This window comes from Ralstonia mannitolilytica (genome assembly GCF_000954135.1).
Lineage (GTDB): Bacteria > Pseudomonadota > Gammaproteobacteria > Burkholderiales > Burkholderiaceae > Ralstonia > Ralstonia mannitolilytica.
This window is the reverse complement of the sequence record NZ_CP010799.1, coordinates 2,103,240-2,116,986: the sequence shown is the minus strand read 5'-3', so window position 1 is coordinate 2,116,986 and position 13,747 is coordinate 2,103,240. Positions and strand designations below refer to the sequence as shown.

The 13,747-nt window shown below is 67.3% G+C and carries 9 protein-coding genes and 1 other RNA gene; 4 read left to right on the top strand and 6 right to left on the bottom strand.

The window, feature by feature from the left end:
• Nucleotides 1-82 precede the first annotated feature (82 nt).
• Nucleotides 83-1,432, top strand: a complete 1,350-nt coding sequence (locus TK49_RS10080; RefSeq protein ID WP_045786562.1) for a carbohydrate porin — start codon at nucleotides 83-85, stop codon at nucleotides 1,430-1,432.
• Between the two features lie 15 nt (nucleotides 1,433-1,447).
• Here the strand turns inward: TK49_RS10080 and recR are convergent, their stop codons facing one another.
• From recR to TK49_RS10060, 4 genes are all read right to left on the bottom strand, one after another.
• Complete coding sequence (gene recR / locus TK49_RS10075; protein WP_045786561.1) at nucleotides 1,448-2,068, bottom strand: recombination mediator RecR; 621 nt, start codon at nucleotides 2,066-2,068, stop codon at nucleotides 1,448-1,450.
• Complete coding sequence (locus TK49_RS10070; RefSeq protein ID WP_045786560.1) at nucleotides 2,068-2,367, bottom strand: antibiotic biosynthesis monooxygenase family protein; 300 nt, start codon at nucleotides 2,365-2,367, stop codon at nucleotides 2,068-2,070. Before TK49_RS10070 ends, recR begins: the two co-directional genes overlap by 1 nt.
• Nucleotides 2,368-2,378: 11 nt before the next feature.
• The gene (locus TK49_RS10065) at nucleotides 2,379-2,726 is read right to left on the bottom strand and encodes a YbaB/EbfC family nucleoid-associated protein (RefSeq protein WP_045786559.1); all 348 of its coding nucleotides are present in this window, start codon (nucleotides 2,724-2,726) and stop codon (nucleotides 2,379-2,381) included.
• Between the two features lie 84 nt (nucleotides 2,727-2,810).
• Nucleotides 2,811-5,003: a DNA polymerase III subunit gamma/tau gene (locus TK49_RS10060; protein WP_045786558.1), complete on the bottom strand. Its 2,193-nt coding sequence runs from the start codon at nucleotides 5,001-5,003 to the stop codon at nucleotides 2,811-2,813.
• A gap of 125 nt (nucleotides 5,004-5,128) precedes the next feature.
• Between TK49_RS10060 and ffs the strand changes: the two genes are divergently transcribed.
• Nucleotides 5,129-5,227, top strand: an RNA gene (gene ffs / locus TK49_RS24135) — signal recognition particle sRNA small type.
• Between the two features lie 54 nt (nucleotides 5,228-5,281).
• Here the strand turns inward: ffs and TK49_RS10055 are convergent.
• Both TK49_RS10055 and TK49_RS10050 read right to left on the bottom strand, forming a co-directional pair.
• Nucleotides 5,282-8,803 carry a UvrD-helicase domain-containing protein gene (locus TK49_RS10055; RefSeq protein WP_045786557.1) on the bottom strand — a complete coding sequence of 1,174 codons (3,522 nt, stop codon included), beginning with the start codon at nucleotides 8,801-8,803 and terminating at the stop codon, nucleotides 5,282-5,284.
• Entirely contained in the window at nucleotides 8,800-11,664 is a 2,865-nt protein-coding gene (locus TK49_RS10050; RefSeq protein ID WP_045786556.1) for a PD-(D/E)XK nuclease family protein, read from the bottom strand. Before TK49_RS10050 ends, TK49_RS10055 begins: the two co-directional genes overlap by 4 nt.
• 222 nt (nucleotides 11,665-11,886) lie before the next feature.
• On the opposite strand from TK49_RS10050, the gene trxA reads away from it, so the two are divergent.
• Both trxA and rho read left to right on the top strand, forming a co-directional pair.
• Entirely contained in the window at nucleotides 11,887-12,213 is a 327-nt protein-coding gene (gene trxA / locus TK49_RS10045; protein WP_045786555.1) for a thioredoxin TrxA, read from the top strand.
• A gap of 194 nt (nucleotides 12,214-12,407) precedes the next feature.
• On the top strand, nucleotides 12,408-13,670 hold the full coding sequence (gene rho / locus TK49_RS10040) for a transcription termination factor Rho (RefSeq protein WP_045786554.1): 1,263 nt from the start codon (nucleotides 12,408-12,410) through the stop codon (nucleotides 13,668-13,670).
• Nucleotides 13,671-13,747 lie beyond the last annotated feature (77 nt).

Here is a 13,747-nt window from a genome sequence, read left to right as displayed (position 1 = left end):
GTGGTTAACATGGCGGACTTTGGCCGTTCACAGACCGTCTGATTGCAGAAGGATTCTAACGGCGTTCTCACCGCTTCCTGCCATGCTGCTGTTCCCATCACGCCTGCTTTGCCTGACCGCCCTGCCCACCTTGATGCTCTGCGCCAGCCCGGCCTTTGCGGACGACGACGCAACGCATTGGGCGATCAGCGATCCGGACCGTTTCGCCGTGCATGGCCAGGCCACGTACGTGTGGCAGCACGACCTGTCGTTCCATTCGCCGTACAGCGGCCCCAACAGCCTGTCGGGCCGATCGACTGCCAGCTATTCGGTCACGACCACGCTCGACCTCGGCATGCGCCTGTGGAAGGGCGCGGAAGTCCACATCAACCCGGAAATCGCGTTCGGGCAGCCTTTCTCCGGCCTGCACGGGCTGGCCGGCTTCAGCAACGGCGAGCTGGCCAAGACGGCCGGGCCCGACCCGACCGTGTATCGGGCACGCGCGTTCTTCCGCCAGACCGTGGGCCTGGGCGGCGGCAGCGAAGACCAGGAGCCCGACATGAACCAGTTTGCCGGCCCCGTCGACAAGCGGCGGCTCGTCTTCACGGCAGGCAATTTCTCGGTGCTCGATGTATTCGACAGCGTGACGTACGCCCATGACCCGCGCACGCAGTTCCTGAACTGGTCGTTCCTTACGCATGGCGCGTTCGACTATGCCGCAGACGCCCGTGGCTACACCTGGGGCGCCGCGCTGGAGTATTACGACGGCGACTGGGCCTACCGCCTGGGCCGCTTCATCCAGCCGGCCGAATCGAACGGCCTGGCGCTCGATACGCGTATCGGCCGGCACTACGGCGACGTCTTCGAAGTGGAACGCAGCCACACGCTGGCCGGGCAGCCGGGCAAGCTGCGCGTCATGCTCTTCCGCAACAAGGCCGACATGGCGCGCTATGACGACGCCATCGCCCTTGGCCAATCGACCGGCAGCGCACCGGACGTCAACCTCGTGCGGCGCGGGCACGCCAAGGTCGGCATCGGCGTCGGCGCCGAACAGCAGATCAACGACGACATCGGCGTATTCGCACGTGCGTCGTGGGCGGATGGCAAAACGGAAACCTATGCGTTTACCGAAATCGACCGCTCGGTGTCATTCGGCACACTGGTCAAAGGCAGCAAGTGGGGCCGCACGGACGATACGGTCGGCGTAGCGGCCGCAATCAACATGCTGTCGCCGGATCATCGCCGCTACCTGCAGCGAGGCGGCATGGGCGTCTTTCTGGGCGATGGCAAGCTGAACTACGCGCCCGAGCAGATCGTCGAGGCGTTCTACAGCTTCCAGGCGGCCAAGCACCTGTGGATCAGCGCCGACGTGCAGTGGATCCGCAACCCCGGCTACAACGCGGACCGCGGCCCGGCGGTCTTCTTCGGCACGCGCCTGCATACCGAATTCTGACGGCCGGGCGTCAGCCTAGAGCTGGCGCCGATCGAGCACCGCGCGGGCGATGGTGCCCGCATCCACATATTCGAGTTCACCACCGACAGGCACGCCGCGCGCCAGCCGCGTCGCCCTGATGCCGCGCGCCTTGAGCATTTCGCCGATGTAGTGCGCGGTGGCCTCGCCCTCGCTGGTGAAGTTCGTCGCGAGAATGACCTCGGAGCACGGACCGCCCAGCGCCGGGTCGGTCGCGCGGGCGAGCAGGCGTTCGAGATGGATTTCCTTGGGGCCGATGTTGTCCAGCGGCGAGAGCCGCCCCATCAGCACGAAATACTGTCCGCGATAGGTCAGTGTCTGCTCGATCATCATCTGGTCGGCAGGCGTTTCGACCACGCAGAGCAACGATGCATCGCGGCGCGGATCGAGGCAGGTCTCGCAGACTTCCTGCTCGGTAAAGGTGTTGCAGCGGCTGCAGTGGTGAATGGCCTCCGTTGCCTCGGCCAACGCCTGCGCCAGCCGCGAAGCCCCTTCGCGGTCATGCTGCAGGAGGTGGTAGGCCATGCGCTGCGCCGACTTCGGGCCCACGCCCGGCAGCACGCGCAAGGCTTCCACCAGCATCTGCAACGCCGAGGGCGTACCCGGACCCGCGCGCATCACGGATGCTCCGTCACGGCCGTGTAGTGCAGCACTTCCGGCATCGGCTCATAGAAGTGATGCAGCAGCGCGCGCCAGCGCTGGTACTCGGCGGACTGCCGGAAACCGACGGTGTGGTCTTCCAGTGTCTGCCACTGCACGAGCAACAGGTAGTCGCCCGGCTTTTCCAGGCAGCGCGACAGCGTGAGCGAAACAAAGCCCCGCATCGCGCCGATGATGTGGCGCGCCTCGTCAAAGGCCGCCTCGAAGGCAGCCTCCTGACCCGGTTTGACGTGCAGCAGCGCAGACTCCAGCACCATGGCGCAGCGGCTTAGAACGGCAGCTTGAAGCCCGGCGGCAGCATGCCCGCCATGCCGCCCAGGCCCGACGTGACGGAGCCCATTTTCTCCTGCGTGGTGGCCTCGGCCTTGCGCACGGCATCGTTGAAGGCGGCGGCAATCAGGTCTTCCAGCAGGTCCTTGTCTTCGCCCTCGGCCAGCAGGCTCGGGTCGATGGACACGCGCTTCACGTCGTTCTTGCAGGTCATCACCACCTTCACGAGGCCGGCGCCGGACACGCCTTCCACCTCGATCTGGCCGAGCTGTTCCTGCATCTTCTTCATGTTTTCCTGCATCTGCTGGGCCTGCTTCATCAGCCCGGCGATCTGGCCTTTCATCATGGTCGTTGCTCCTTGGAATGGGTCATGCAGGGCGTGCCGCTCGTGCAGGCGCGCCGGTGTTGGGTGTGGAATCCTGAATGCGGGTCAGTGCGCGTGCGGTTGAATCGAACCGGGGATCACCTGAGCGGCAAAATCCCGGACGAGCGCCTGCACGAACGGGTTGGCGGCAATCGCCTCTTCTGCGTCCCGCTGACGCTGGGCACGCTGCTCGGCGTCCACAGCGGCGGCGGTCGCGCGTGCGGCACCGATGTCGCACGCCACGCGCACGGGCGTACCGAAATGCTCGCTCAGCGCAGCCTCGAGCCGTTCGACGACACCGGCCTCGGTCAACGCAGGCAGGGGTACGCGCAGGCGCATCGTCGCGCCCTCCACGGCCACGAGTTCGCTTTGATACGCCAGCTGTTGGGCCAGGCCGCGCATCGGCAGGCGCGCGGCCAGCGCGGGCCAATTGCCATCGAATGCGGGCAGCCCGCTTGCGCTCAGATCCGGGGGCGTCGCCTCCGCCACGGGCTCCGCAACCTTGGCCCGGGCAGGAGCCGATACAACCGCCGGCGCCTGAATCTGCGCCGGACGTGCAGGCTCGGGCGTGCCGGGCCGCGCGCTGGAGGCCGCGTCCCAACCTGCAAAGGCCGCGTCGATGTCCTCCAGAGACGGCGACGCGAATTCGCCCGGCATCTCATCCCACGGCGGTGGGCCATCGTCGGCGGCTGGGGCCGCCGGGGCGGCCGGCGCGCGGGACTCACGGCGCGGTGGCGGCGATGCCGGTGCCGCGACGGGGTTCGGGCGCGGGCCTGCGGTCGCCGGTCGCGCCACGGGTGTCGGGGCCGCGGCGGCGGCCGGCGCGGACGCACCGCCACGGCCGCGGCTCGACGCCTGACGCGCCGCAGCCAATGCCTCCATGGCCGGCGAGCGGCGGACCGGTGCAGCCGGGGCTGCCGCGGGCGCCTCGACAACGGCCGGGGCCGACGCAGAAACCGATGCGGTTGGCTGATACGCCGCACGCGGCGCCTCGACCACCGGCGCCGGGCGCGTCGCAGCAGGCGCTGCCTGAGCAGCCGCCACCGGAGCAGACGATGCCACCGCCGCCGCACGCTCAGACGCGGCCGAGGCCGCAGCCGATGGCACTGCCCGCTGCTTCGCGCCGCCGCCCGAAGGCGGGGGCGCATCGCCCCCGGATTGACCGGGCTGGAACGCCAGCATGCGCAGCAGCGTCATCGTGAAGCCGGCGTACTCGTCCGGCGCGAGGGCAAGCTCATTACGGCCGAGATTGGCAAATTGATAGAACAGCTGCACCGACTGCGCGTCGAAACGCTCTGCGAGGCGGCGCACATCATCTGCCTCCGGCCAGTCGTCCTGCACGGCAGCGGGCACGACCTGCGCCAGCGCGATCTTCTGCAGCAGCGATGCCAGGTCCTGCAGCGCACCCGAGAAGCTCAGGCTGCGGCCCGCCATCTCGTCGGCGATGTCAATGAGTGCAGCGCCGTTCTCGTCGGCAAGCGCATCGAGCAGGCGCACCAGATAGCTTTGGTCGATGGCGCCAAGCATGCCTCGCACCGCAGCCTCGCTCACTTCGCCTGCGCTGTACGCGATGGCCTGGTCCGTGAGCGACAGTGCATCTCGCATCGAGCCCTGGGCGGCGGCGGCCAGCAGGCGCAGCGCATTCGGCTCGTGAGCGATCCCCTCTTCACCGAGAATGCGGTCGAGGTGCGACACGATGTGCCCCGGCGGCATCTGCTTGAGGTTGAACTGGAGGCAGCGCGACAGCACCGTCACCGGGATCTTCTGCGGGTCGGTGGTCGCGAGGATGAACTTGACGTGCTCGGGCGGCTCCTCCAGCGTCTTCAGCATCGCGTTGAAGGCGTGGTTGGTGAGCATGTGCACTTCGTCGATCATGTAGACCTTGAAGCGGCCCGCCGTCGGGGCGTAGACCGCACGGTCCAGCAGTTGCGCCATCTCGTCGACGCCGCGGTTGGAGGCGGCGTCCATCTCGATGTAATCGACGAAGCGCCCGGCGTCGATTTCCGTGCATGCACGGCACACGCCGCAGGGCTGTGCGGTAATGCCGCCGTGCCCGTCGGCGCCCACGCAGTTCAGCGATTTGGCAAGAATGCGCGACAGCGTGGTCTTGCCAACACCGCGCGTGCCCGTGAACAGGTAAGCATGGTGCAGACGCTGCTGTTCGAGCGCATGCGTGAGCGCTTTCACCACGTGTTCCTGACCGACCAGCGTGGTGAAATCGCGAGGGCGCCACTTGCGGGCGAGCACTTGATAACTCATGCGGGGGATTGTAGCAAAGCGGGTTGAATTTCCGACGCGCTGATCGACGGTGAAACATCATGCGCACCGAGCGGATTGCAAGGATATTCGGGTGCGGCCATGCGAGTCGGTTACAATGGCGGTCGGACGGGCCTCCTCGCATGGCGGCGCGGTCAACCTGGTCAGGTCGGGAACGAAGCAGCCACAGCCGTTTTCCGCCAGTGCCGAGGGTCAGGCTCGTCCCCCTTCCCTTTTCCCTTCTGCATTGCCCCTCCCCTTCTTTGGTAGTCCTGTTCGCTTCAGAACAGCGCCCGCTGCGTGCCGTCATCGGCCGACTGCGCAGGCTTGGGCAACGATTCCAGATCGATCCATTCGCCCGCAGCGGTTGCCACGCCGGCGCGTACCGTGCAGCCTGGGTACATCGGCGTGACCGCGGCCACGTACCCACGCAGCTGTTCGGCGTACGCTGCGCGCTCAACGGGCAGCAGGCGCAGCTTGTAATCGACGACGAGGACCTCGTTACCGCGCTGGACCAGGCGGTCGATCCGCAACAGTGCGCCGTCGGGGCCGAACAGCTCGATCTCGTTATGTGCGGCGTCAAAGCGCGCGGGATCGAACACATGGGCCAACGCGTCGGCCGACAGCATGCGGCTCACGGCGTCGGCGGCGCGTGCGGCATCGGTTTGCGTCACGCCGCTCGCACCGAACCAGCGCGCGATGGTGGCGGCGTCCGGGGCACGTTCGGGCCGTCCGTGCCGCGTGAGGCGCTCCAGCACGGCGTGCAGCAATTCACCTTGCGCCACGGCGCCCTGGTCGAAGACAGCGTCCGCGCCTTCGGCCTGCATGCCTGCGCCACCCACGCGCACGGTCACCGTAAGCGGCGCGCGGAAATCGTGGTACGAGACGACTTCACCTTGCGCGGCAGCGGCGGTCTCTGCGACAGCAGCATCCATCATCGGCGCCGGCGATGCCACGCCGGCCGTGGCGAGCAGCGTGTACCAGCTTGCGCTGCCGTCGATGTCGGGCACCTCGCCTTCGTCGACCGACTGCGCGGCGGCGGCATCGCGCTTGTTGGCCACGCCGGAGACGATCAGCCCCTGCCGCGCACGCGTCATGGCCACGTAGAGCAGGTTCCAGTTTTCTCGTGCGGCAAGCGCCTGCTCCGCGGCAAACAGCGGATCACGCGCACGACCCCGCTCGGCGGCCTTGCCGAATGCGGAGAAGTGCGTCGGCGCATCGGCACCAGGGGGCCAGTCGATGAGGATGCCGGTGGTGTCTGCGCGGGTGTCGCTGTGATGGCTGTCGAGCAGCACGACAAACGGCGCCTCCAGCCCCTTCGAGGCATGGACGGTCAGGATCTGCACGGCATCCAGCCCTTCGCTGGCGACTTCGGCGTCGATCGCGTCGGGCGCTTCCGCGGCATCGCCTTGCACGCCTTCATCGGGGCTCTCTTCGTCATCACCCTGGCGGATGGCGCGCAACTCCGCCATGAACTTCGGCAGGCTGGGGTAACGGCCGCCATCCAGGTCCAGGGCGAGCTTCAGGAACGCATCGAGGTTGGCCAGCACCTGGTCGCGGTTGGCGGCTGGGGCGCGCTCGGCATAGCGGCGCTTGAGTTCGCCGGTGTAGACGATGTGATCGAGCAGGTCATGCACGGGCAGCGTGGGCGCGACGGCCAGCCAGCGCGCCAGCATGCGCTGCGCGTGAACCAGCGCAGATGCGGTATCGGGGCGGCCTGCCAGTGTGGTCAGGCGGTCCCACCAGGTCGTGCCCCCCCCGCCTTCACCGGACCCGGCGAGCGCGATGAGGTCATCGTTGGTGACGGCGAAGATGGGGCTGCGCAGGACGTGTGCGAGCGACAGATCCGCCTGCGGCGTCATCAGGAAATCGAGCAGCGCACACAGATCCAGCGCCTCGAGCGTCGCCAGCAAGCCGCCGCGGCGCGGGCTCAGATACGGCACGCCGGCATCGCGGAGCGCGCGTTCGTAATCGGCGAGGTAGCGCTTGCGGCGCACGAGCAACTGGAAATCGCGCCAGCAGACGGCGCGCTCGGTGCCGTTTTCGCGGATACGCTCGCCCGCGTGCAGCGCGCGCAGGCATGCTGCCACCTGGCGGCCCTCTTCATACCGCTGCGAATCGCCGGCCTCTTCGCGCGGTTCGCTCAGGGTGTCGCGCGGTGTGGTGTCGTCGGCCTGCGCGGCCTCGGGTACGGGCACGAGCGGCAGCAACAGCGCCTGGCCGACGGGTGCATCCACGGCGGTGCTTTGCTCGGCGTAGATCGGATAATCGCCGCGCGCGCGCGCCTGCAGAAAGACGGCGTTGACCCACTCGAGCACGGCCGGCGCATTGCGGCGCGTGCGGTTCGTACGCAGAACGGTGGCGCCGAACTCGGCGACGAGCATCTCGCGCGCCGCATCGAACAAGCGCGCATCGGCGCGGCGGAAACGGTAGATGGACTGCTTCGGATCGCCGACCAGGAAGACGCTCGGCCGCATGCCCGTGCCTTCATAACCGCGCAGCCACCCCTGGAGGATGCGCCACTGCATCGGGTTCGTATCCTGAAATTCGTCAAGCAGCAGATGCTTGTAGCGCGCATCGAGCCGCACCTGCAGATAGGCAGCCGTGTCTTCCTGCTGCATCAGGCGAGCGGCTTCCCATTCGAGGTCGGTGAAGTCCATGGCGCGCGCCTGTCGCTTGTAGGCCTGATAGCGGTCGATGAGCGCATCGCCGAGCGTGAACAACGCCGCGTTGACGGCGCGCACGCGGGCCTCCTGCCGGCGCGCCTGCACCACGGCCAGCGCTTCGCACAGCGCGGTGTGCAGCGTGACCAGCGTTTGTGCATGTTCGTCCCCGACGGCCTTGATGAGTGCCTTCGTCGGCTTGCAGGCCCGCGCCTTGCCGGCCTGCGTGTGAAACGCCGCGAACAGCGTATCGAACGCCTGCGCACGAGCCGCTTCATCGGACACGTCGATGCCGCGCGCCGCCGTGACGGCCGACTCGATCGCCACCGCGCGCTTGCCTTCCGCCGCGCCACCCTGCCCCAGCCAGCGCGACACGCGCAGCATGTCGGCCAGCAGCGTTGCGTCCTGCAGCGCTTCGATCAACGGATCGGTCGTCGCATCTTCGCCAAGCAGGTCTTCCAGCGCATCGAGCGGCTGTGCGCCTGCTTGCGTCTTGTAGGCCCACCAATCGCTGCGCTGATGGAACATCGCGTCGAGCAGGCGGCCGGCCTGGAAATCGCCGACGAGGTCGGCAAGCGCCTCATATGCAGCGCGCAGCTCGGCCTGATCTTCTGCGAGGAGGCCGCGCCAGAACGGTGCCCAAGCCTCGCGGCGCAGCCGCCCGGCATCTTCCCGCAGCGACGCGCCCTGCGGCACGCCGGACGATAGCGGTGCACCGCGCAGCAGCGAGCCGAACCAGCCATGGAACGTGTCGATCGCCATGCGCGAAGGCGACTCGAGCACGCGCGCATACAAACAGCGCGCCGTGTCGATCAGCGCCGGTGCCTCGCGCTCGTCGACCGTGCGGGCGATCAGTTCGCGCACCACGCCCGCGTCATCGGCACTGGCGAGTTGGGCGAGGATGTCCAACAGACGCTGGCGCATCTCTTCAGCGGCCTTGCGCGTGAACGTGATGGCCAGAATGTCGGACGGCGCGGCGCCAGCCAGCAGCAGGCGCAGCATGCGTGTGACCAGCAGCCACGTCTTGCCGCTGCCCGCGCATGCTTCGACCACGACGGAGCGCCGCGGGTCGCATGCCGCGCGCGAGAAGTCTTCCGGCGAGACCGGCGACCCGTCGCGTTCGTACGCGTGGTCGCTCATGCCTGCGCCTCCGGTTCACGTGGTGCGCCATCGGTCCAATACCCCTTGCGGCACAACCCTCGCGCCGCACAGTAGCGGCACGCGGATTCATCGCCAAACGCCGGCAGCGGTGCACCAGCCGCCAGCGCAGCCATGTCTTTTTGCATTTGTTCGATCAGCCAGTCGACGATCTGCGTGAAATCCGGCAGCGCAACGTCGCGTTGATCACCACGCGCCTCGCCATCGAGCGAGACCCAGCCGCCTGCCCCGGCGCGGGGCTCGAGCACACCGTAGAACGGCAGCTGGCAATCCTCGAACGGGGCCTTGGCGCGCCGTGTGAGCGCCATGGGCGACTGCGTCTTGTAGTCGAGCACCGCGATGCCATGCTCGTCGTGTACATCGACGCGGTCGATGCGGCCGCGCAGGCGCAGGACACGTTCGCCGGGCAGCGTGGTCGATGTCTCGGCGTCGATCTCGCCCGCCTCAAAGCGCCAGCCGTCGGCTTCGCGCGCAGCCTGCCACGCAAGGTATGACGGCATCACCGCCTGCCAGCGCCGATAGAAGCGCAGCGCGTTGCCGTCTTCGGCCAGCAACGGGCCGAAATGCGCGTCGGTGAGCGCCTGCAGCAGGGCTTGCCGCTCTACGGGGTCGTGCTTCGGCGTCTCGCGCAACTGCTGGTGGAAACGATGGAGGATCGCGTGGAGGATCTCGCCGATATCGCGCTTCTCGAGCTCATCGGACACCTCCTCCAGCTCGCCCAGCCGCAGCATGCGGCCGACGAAGAACTGGTACGGACACCGGCGCAGGCTGTTGTAGGCGGCGGCGCTCAACGTCGATGGCACGAGCGCGGGCGCCGCGGGTGCGGGCATATCGGTCGGCCGGCTCGACGTCTGCAGGTTGGGCAGGACGACCGGCGTCTCGATCCGTACGCCCGCCACGGCCAGCCGGCGCTGCAGCCGCTCGAGCCAGCCTGACAACCGATTGGGCTCGCCCCGGCTGCCGTGACGCTGCCAGGTCAGCACGACTTCCTCTTGGTTGAGCAGCACCTCGGCCAAATCGCGCGCTTGCTGCGCAAAACGCTGTGCGCGGTCAGGCAGGCCAAGTTCGCGGCGCACGTCGTTGGAGAAGAACAGCCACTCGGGCTGCGCAGACGGCAACTGGGCGTCGTCACAGCCGACCACGACCACGCCGTCGAAGCGCCGCATCCGCGCGCCGTTGAGCGGCAGGATGACCACGCGGCGATCGGCCGGCGGCGCCGGCTCGCTGAAGACGGCCGATTCCAGCAGCATCGACAGCAGCGAGCGCCACTCGGCGAGCGAGAAGCGCGCCCCCGCATCGGGACTGCCATGCACCGACATGCGCAGACGGTCCACCCAGTCGAGCAGCTGACGGCCCGCGTCGTCGTTCTGCAGGCCGATGCGCATGTGCAGGCGGTCGAGCGTACCGGCCAGCAACGTTACCCAGGCGTCGAGCGTGGCGTTGCCGGCCCGGCGCCACAGCGCCGCCTCGTCCGCCAACAGGCCGAGGCGGTCAGCGAGGCGGCTCGGCTGCGCGGCGCCAGAAGCGGCGTCGGCATCCTGAGCGTCGCGATCTGCCACCAGCCGACGCAAGCGCCCCCAGCCGCCCGTGACGTTGTGGCGGCGGACGCGGCGCTCCAGTTCCGCCACCCATGCCGGCGTACCGGTGCCGGCCTGCGTATCGCGCAGGCAGAACGGACTCTTGACGAAATCGAGCAACGCTGCGGTATCGCCATCGCCCTGCACCACATCGATCCAGCGCATCAGCGCGGCGGCCGCACGCGTGGTGGAGAGCTTCCAGCCGGTCTCATCCCGCACCGGCACGTTCACGCGAGCGAGCAGCGCCCGCACGCGCCGCGCGACGATGCGGTCCTGCGCCACCAGCGCGAGCGAGCGTCGTCCGGCATTCAGCCACGCGACGAGCGTATGCGCCGCAAAGGCGGCCTCGTCTTCAAACCGTGCGGCCCCTGCGATGTGCACGGCGGGTGCGCCAAGCGCGTCATCGGCGTCGTCATCCTCGTGGTGGCCCGGTGTGGCGCATTCGGGCCAGGCATGGAGCAGCAGATGGCGGAAATCGGCATGCGTGGCGGGCGCGGAGGCAGACTGCGCCTGCCCTGCATGCCAGTCATAGCCGACGACCAGCACCGGCACGCGTTCAGCGGCACGCTGCAGAAAATCGAACTCGACGGTGTCCGGGTCGGTCGGGCTCATCCACACGATCGGGCCGCGCAACTCGGCAAGCAGGCGCCGCATGGCGCGCAGCCGCATGGGGATCGGATCGGCGGCGCTGGAAAGCAGCCGCCAGAACGTCAGGACGATGCGCGATTCGGTGCCAAGAAACCGCTCCGACAACTGCGCATAGGTACGCTCCAGCGCCTGGGCCAGCACGGCTTCGAGTTCATCGGAGCGGCCCTGCGCGTCGCCATGCGTGGCATCGAGGTTCAGCCAGCGCTGTGAGAGTTCATCGGAGACGGTCACCAGCACCTGCGCCACGCCCCAAAGTGCCGCATCGTCCTGCGCACCGAGCGCTTCGCGCAGCCACGCCTGGGTCTTCAGTGCCTGCTGCACCGCCAGCAGCCGCGAGAGCGGCGCACGTGCGGCGGGCGCATCGGGCTCGGGCGGCAAATCGAGCAGCCAATGCCCCAGCGTCACAATGCGCGGCAGCAGCCGCGGCGTGCCCGAAGCCTGGGCGCTCGCGTGCAGCGCATTGCGCACGCCAGGAATCTGCGCTGCCGTCGGCACGACAACGGTGGCCTGCCCCGACGGCGCCGCAGAAGACTGCGCATGCGCATCCAGGAAGCGCCATGCCGCGTCGGCGGCACGCGAAAGGAATGCTGGGCCTGGCGCGAAAGCAAGCGTCTGCATGCGGCGTCGATCAAGTGGCGAGAAAGGAAACGCAGCCCGTGGCCTTCAACCTGCGGCTATTGGCGCGATAGACACAATCAACGATTGAAAATGGGCGCGCCGGTACTATATCAGCAGCATCCGCGCGGGCAGTGGCGCCAATGCACGCCGGCTCGCGTAATCGTGTAATGTATGGGTTCGGCGCACGTCGCCAGCTTTTACGAAATAACAGAGGTTCCCGCCATGAGCGAACAGATCAAGTATGTGAGCGACGCGTCTTTCGAGGCCGACGTGCTCAAGTCCGATAAACCCGTGCTGGTCGACTTCTGGGCCGAATGGTGCGGCCCCTGCAAGATGATCGCCCCGATCCTCGACGAAGTCGCCAAGGACTACGGCGACAAGATCCAGATCGCCAAGATCAACGTCGACGACAACCAGCAGGTTCCGGCCAAGTTCGGCATTCGCGGTATCCCGACGCTGATCCTGTTCAAGAACGGCGCCGTGGCCGCCCAGAAGGTGGGCGCGCTGTCGAAGTCGCAGTTGACCGCTTTCCTGGACAGCCACGTCTAAGCCTTCGGGCTCCGAGGCGGCGCGCAGTCTCTGAGCCGCCTCCGCACACGCTGGCGCGCTTTCGCCTGGAAGCCCGCCAGCGTTGTGCTAAGATTGCAGCCAATCTGTTTCCCCGAGCGTTCGCTCGACCTTTTTCCCCCTCCCCGCGTTTTCCCGTTTCGCCGCCCGTTCGGGCCATTCCCATTCTTTCGTCTATGCATCTGACAGAACTGAAATCCCTGCACGTGTCCCAATTGCTGGAAATGGCGGGACAGCTGGAGATCGACAACGCGCAGCGCATGCGCAAACAGGAATTGATGTTTGCCATCCTGAAGAAGAAGGCGAAACAGGGCGAAACGATCTTCGGCGACGGCACGCTCGAGGTGCTGCCCGACGGCTTCGGTTTTCTGCGTTCGCCCGAGACTTCGTACCTGGCCAGCACGGACGACATCTACATCAGCCCGTCGCAGATCCGCCGCTTCAACCTGCACACCGGCGACACGATCGAAGGCGAAGTCCGCACCCCGAAGGATGGCGAGCGCTACTTCGCGCTGGTGAAGGTCGACAAGGTCAACGGCCAGCCGCCGGAAGCGGTGAAGAACCGCATCATGTTCGAGAACCTGACGCCGCTGCACCCGAACAAGCCGCTCACGCTCGAACGCGACATCAAGGCCGAAGAGAACATCACCGGCCGCATCATCGATATGATTGCCCCGATCGGCCGGGGCCAGCGCGCGCTGCTGGTCGCCAGCCCGAAGTCGGGCAAGACCGTGATGCTGCAGCACATTGCGCACGCCATTACGGCCAACCATCCGGAAGCCGAACTGTTCGTGCTGCTGATCGACGAACGTCCGGAAGAAGTGACCGAAATGCAGCGCACCGTGCGCGGCGAGGTGGTGGCCTCTACGTTCGACGAGCCGGCCGTGCGTCACGTGCAGGTGGCCGAAATGGTCATCGAAAAAGCCAAGCGCCTGGTGGAGCTGAAGAAGGACGTGGTGATCGTGCTGGACTCGATCACGCGCCTGGCCCGCGCCTACAACACCGTGGTGCCCACCTCGGGCAAGGTGCTGACCGGTGGTGTGGATGCCAACGCGCTGCAGCGCCCGAAGCGTTTCTTCGGTGCCGCACGCAACCTGGAAGAAGGCGGTTCGCTGACCATCATCGGTACGGCGCTCATCGAAACCGGCAGCCGCATGGACGACGTGATCTATGAAGAGTTCAAGGGCACCGGCAACATGGAAGTGCACCTGGAGCGCCGCCTGGCCGAGAAGCGTGTCTACCCGGCCATCAACCTGAACAAGTCCGGCACGCGCCGCGAGGAACTGCTCATCAAGCCGGACATCCTCCAGAAGGTGTGGATCCTGCGCAAGTTCATCCACGACATGGATGAAGTCGAGGCGATGGAATTCCTGCTTGACAAGCTCAAGTCGACCAAGAACAACGCCGAGTTCTTCGACATGATGCGACGCGGCGGCTGATCCTCCGCCCGCATGACGAAAAAACGCACCTCCCGGGGTGCGTTTTTTTTTGGCGGCGTCACCCGTGCTCGCCTCCT

Bases quoted from the DNA above. Each gene is read 5' to 3' on its own strand.
- TK49_RS10050 (WP_045786556.1), bottom strand. From the start codon at position 11,664: ATGCAGACGCTTGCTTTCGCGCCAGGCCCAGCATTCCTTTCGCGTGCC.
- TK49_RS10060 (WP_045786558.1), bottom strand. From the start codon at position 5,003: ATGAGTTATCAAGTGCTCGCCCGCAAGTGGCGCCCTCGCGATTTCACC.
- TK49_RS10080 (WP_045786562.1), top strand. From the start codon at position 83: ATGCTGCTGTTCCCATCACGCCTGCTTTGCCTGACCGCCCTGCCCACC.
- trxA (WP_045786555.1), top strand. From the start codon at position 11,887: ATGAGCGAACAGATCAAGTATGTGAGCGACGCGTCTTTCGAGGCCGAC.
- recR (WP_045786561.1), bottom strand. From the start codon at position 2,068: ATGCGCGCGGGTCCGGGTACGCCCTCGGCGTTGCAGATGCTGGTGGAA.
- rho (WP_045786554.1), top strand. From the start codon at position 12,408: ATGCATCTGACAGAACTGAAATCCCTGCACGTGTCCCAATTGCTGGAA.
- TK49_RS10055 (WP_045786557.1), bottom strand. From the start codon at position 8,803: ATGAGCGACCACGCGTACGAACGCGACGGGTCGCCGGTCTCGCCGGAA.
- TK49_RS10065 (WP_045786559.1), bottom strand. From the start codon at position 2,726: ATGATGAAAGGCCAGATCGCCGGGCTGATGAAGCAGGCCCAGCAGATG.
- TK49_RS10070 (WP_045786560.1), bottom strand. From the start codon at position 2,367: ATGGTGCTGGAGTCTGCGCTGCTGCACGTCAAACCGGGTCAGGAGGCT.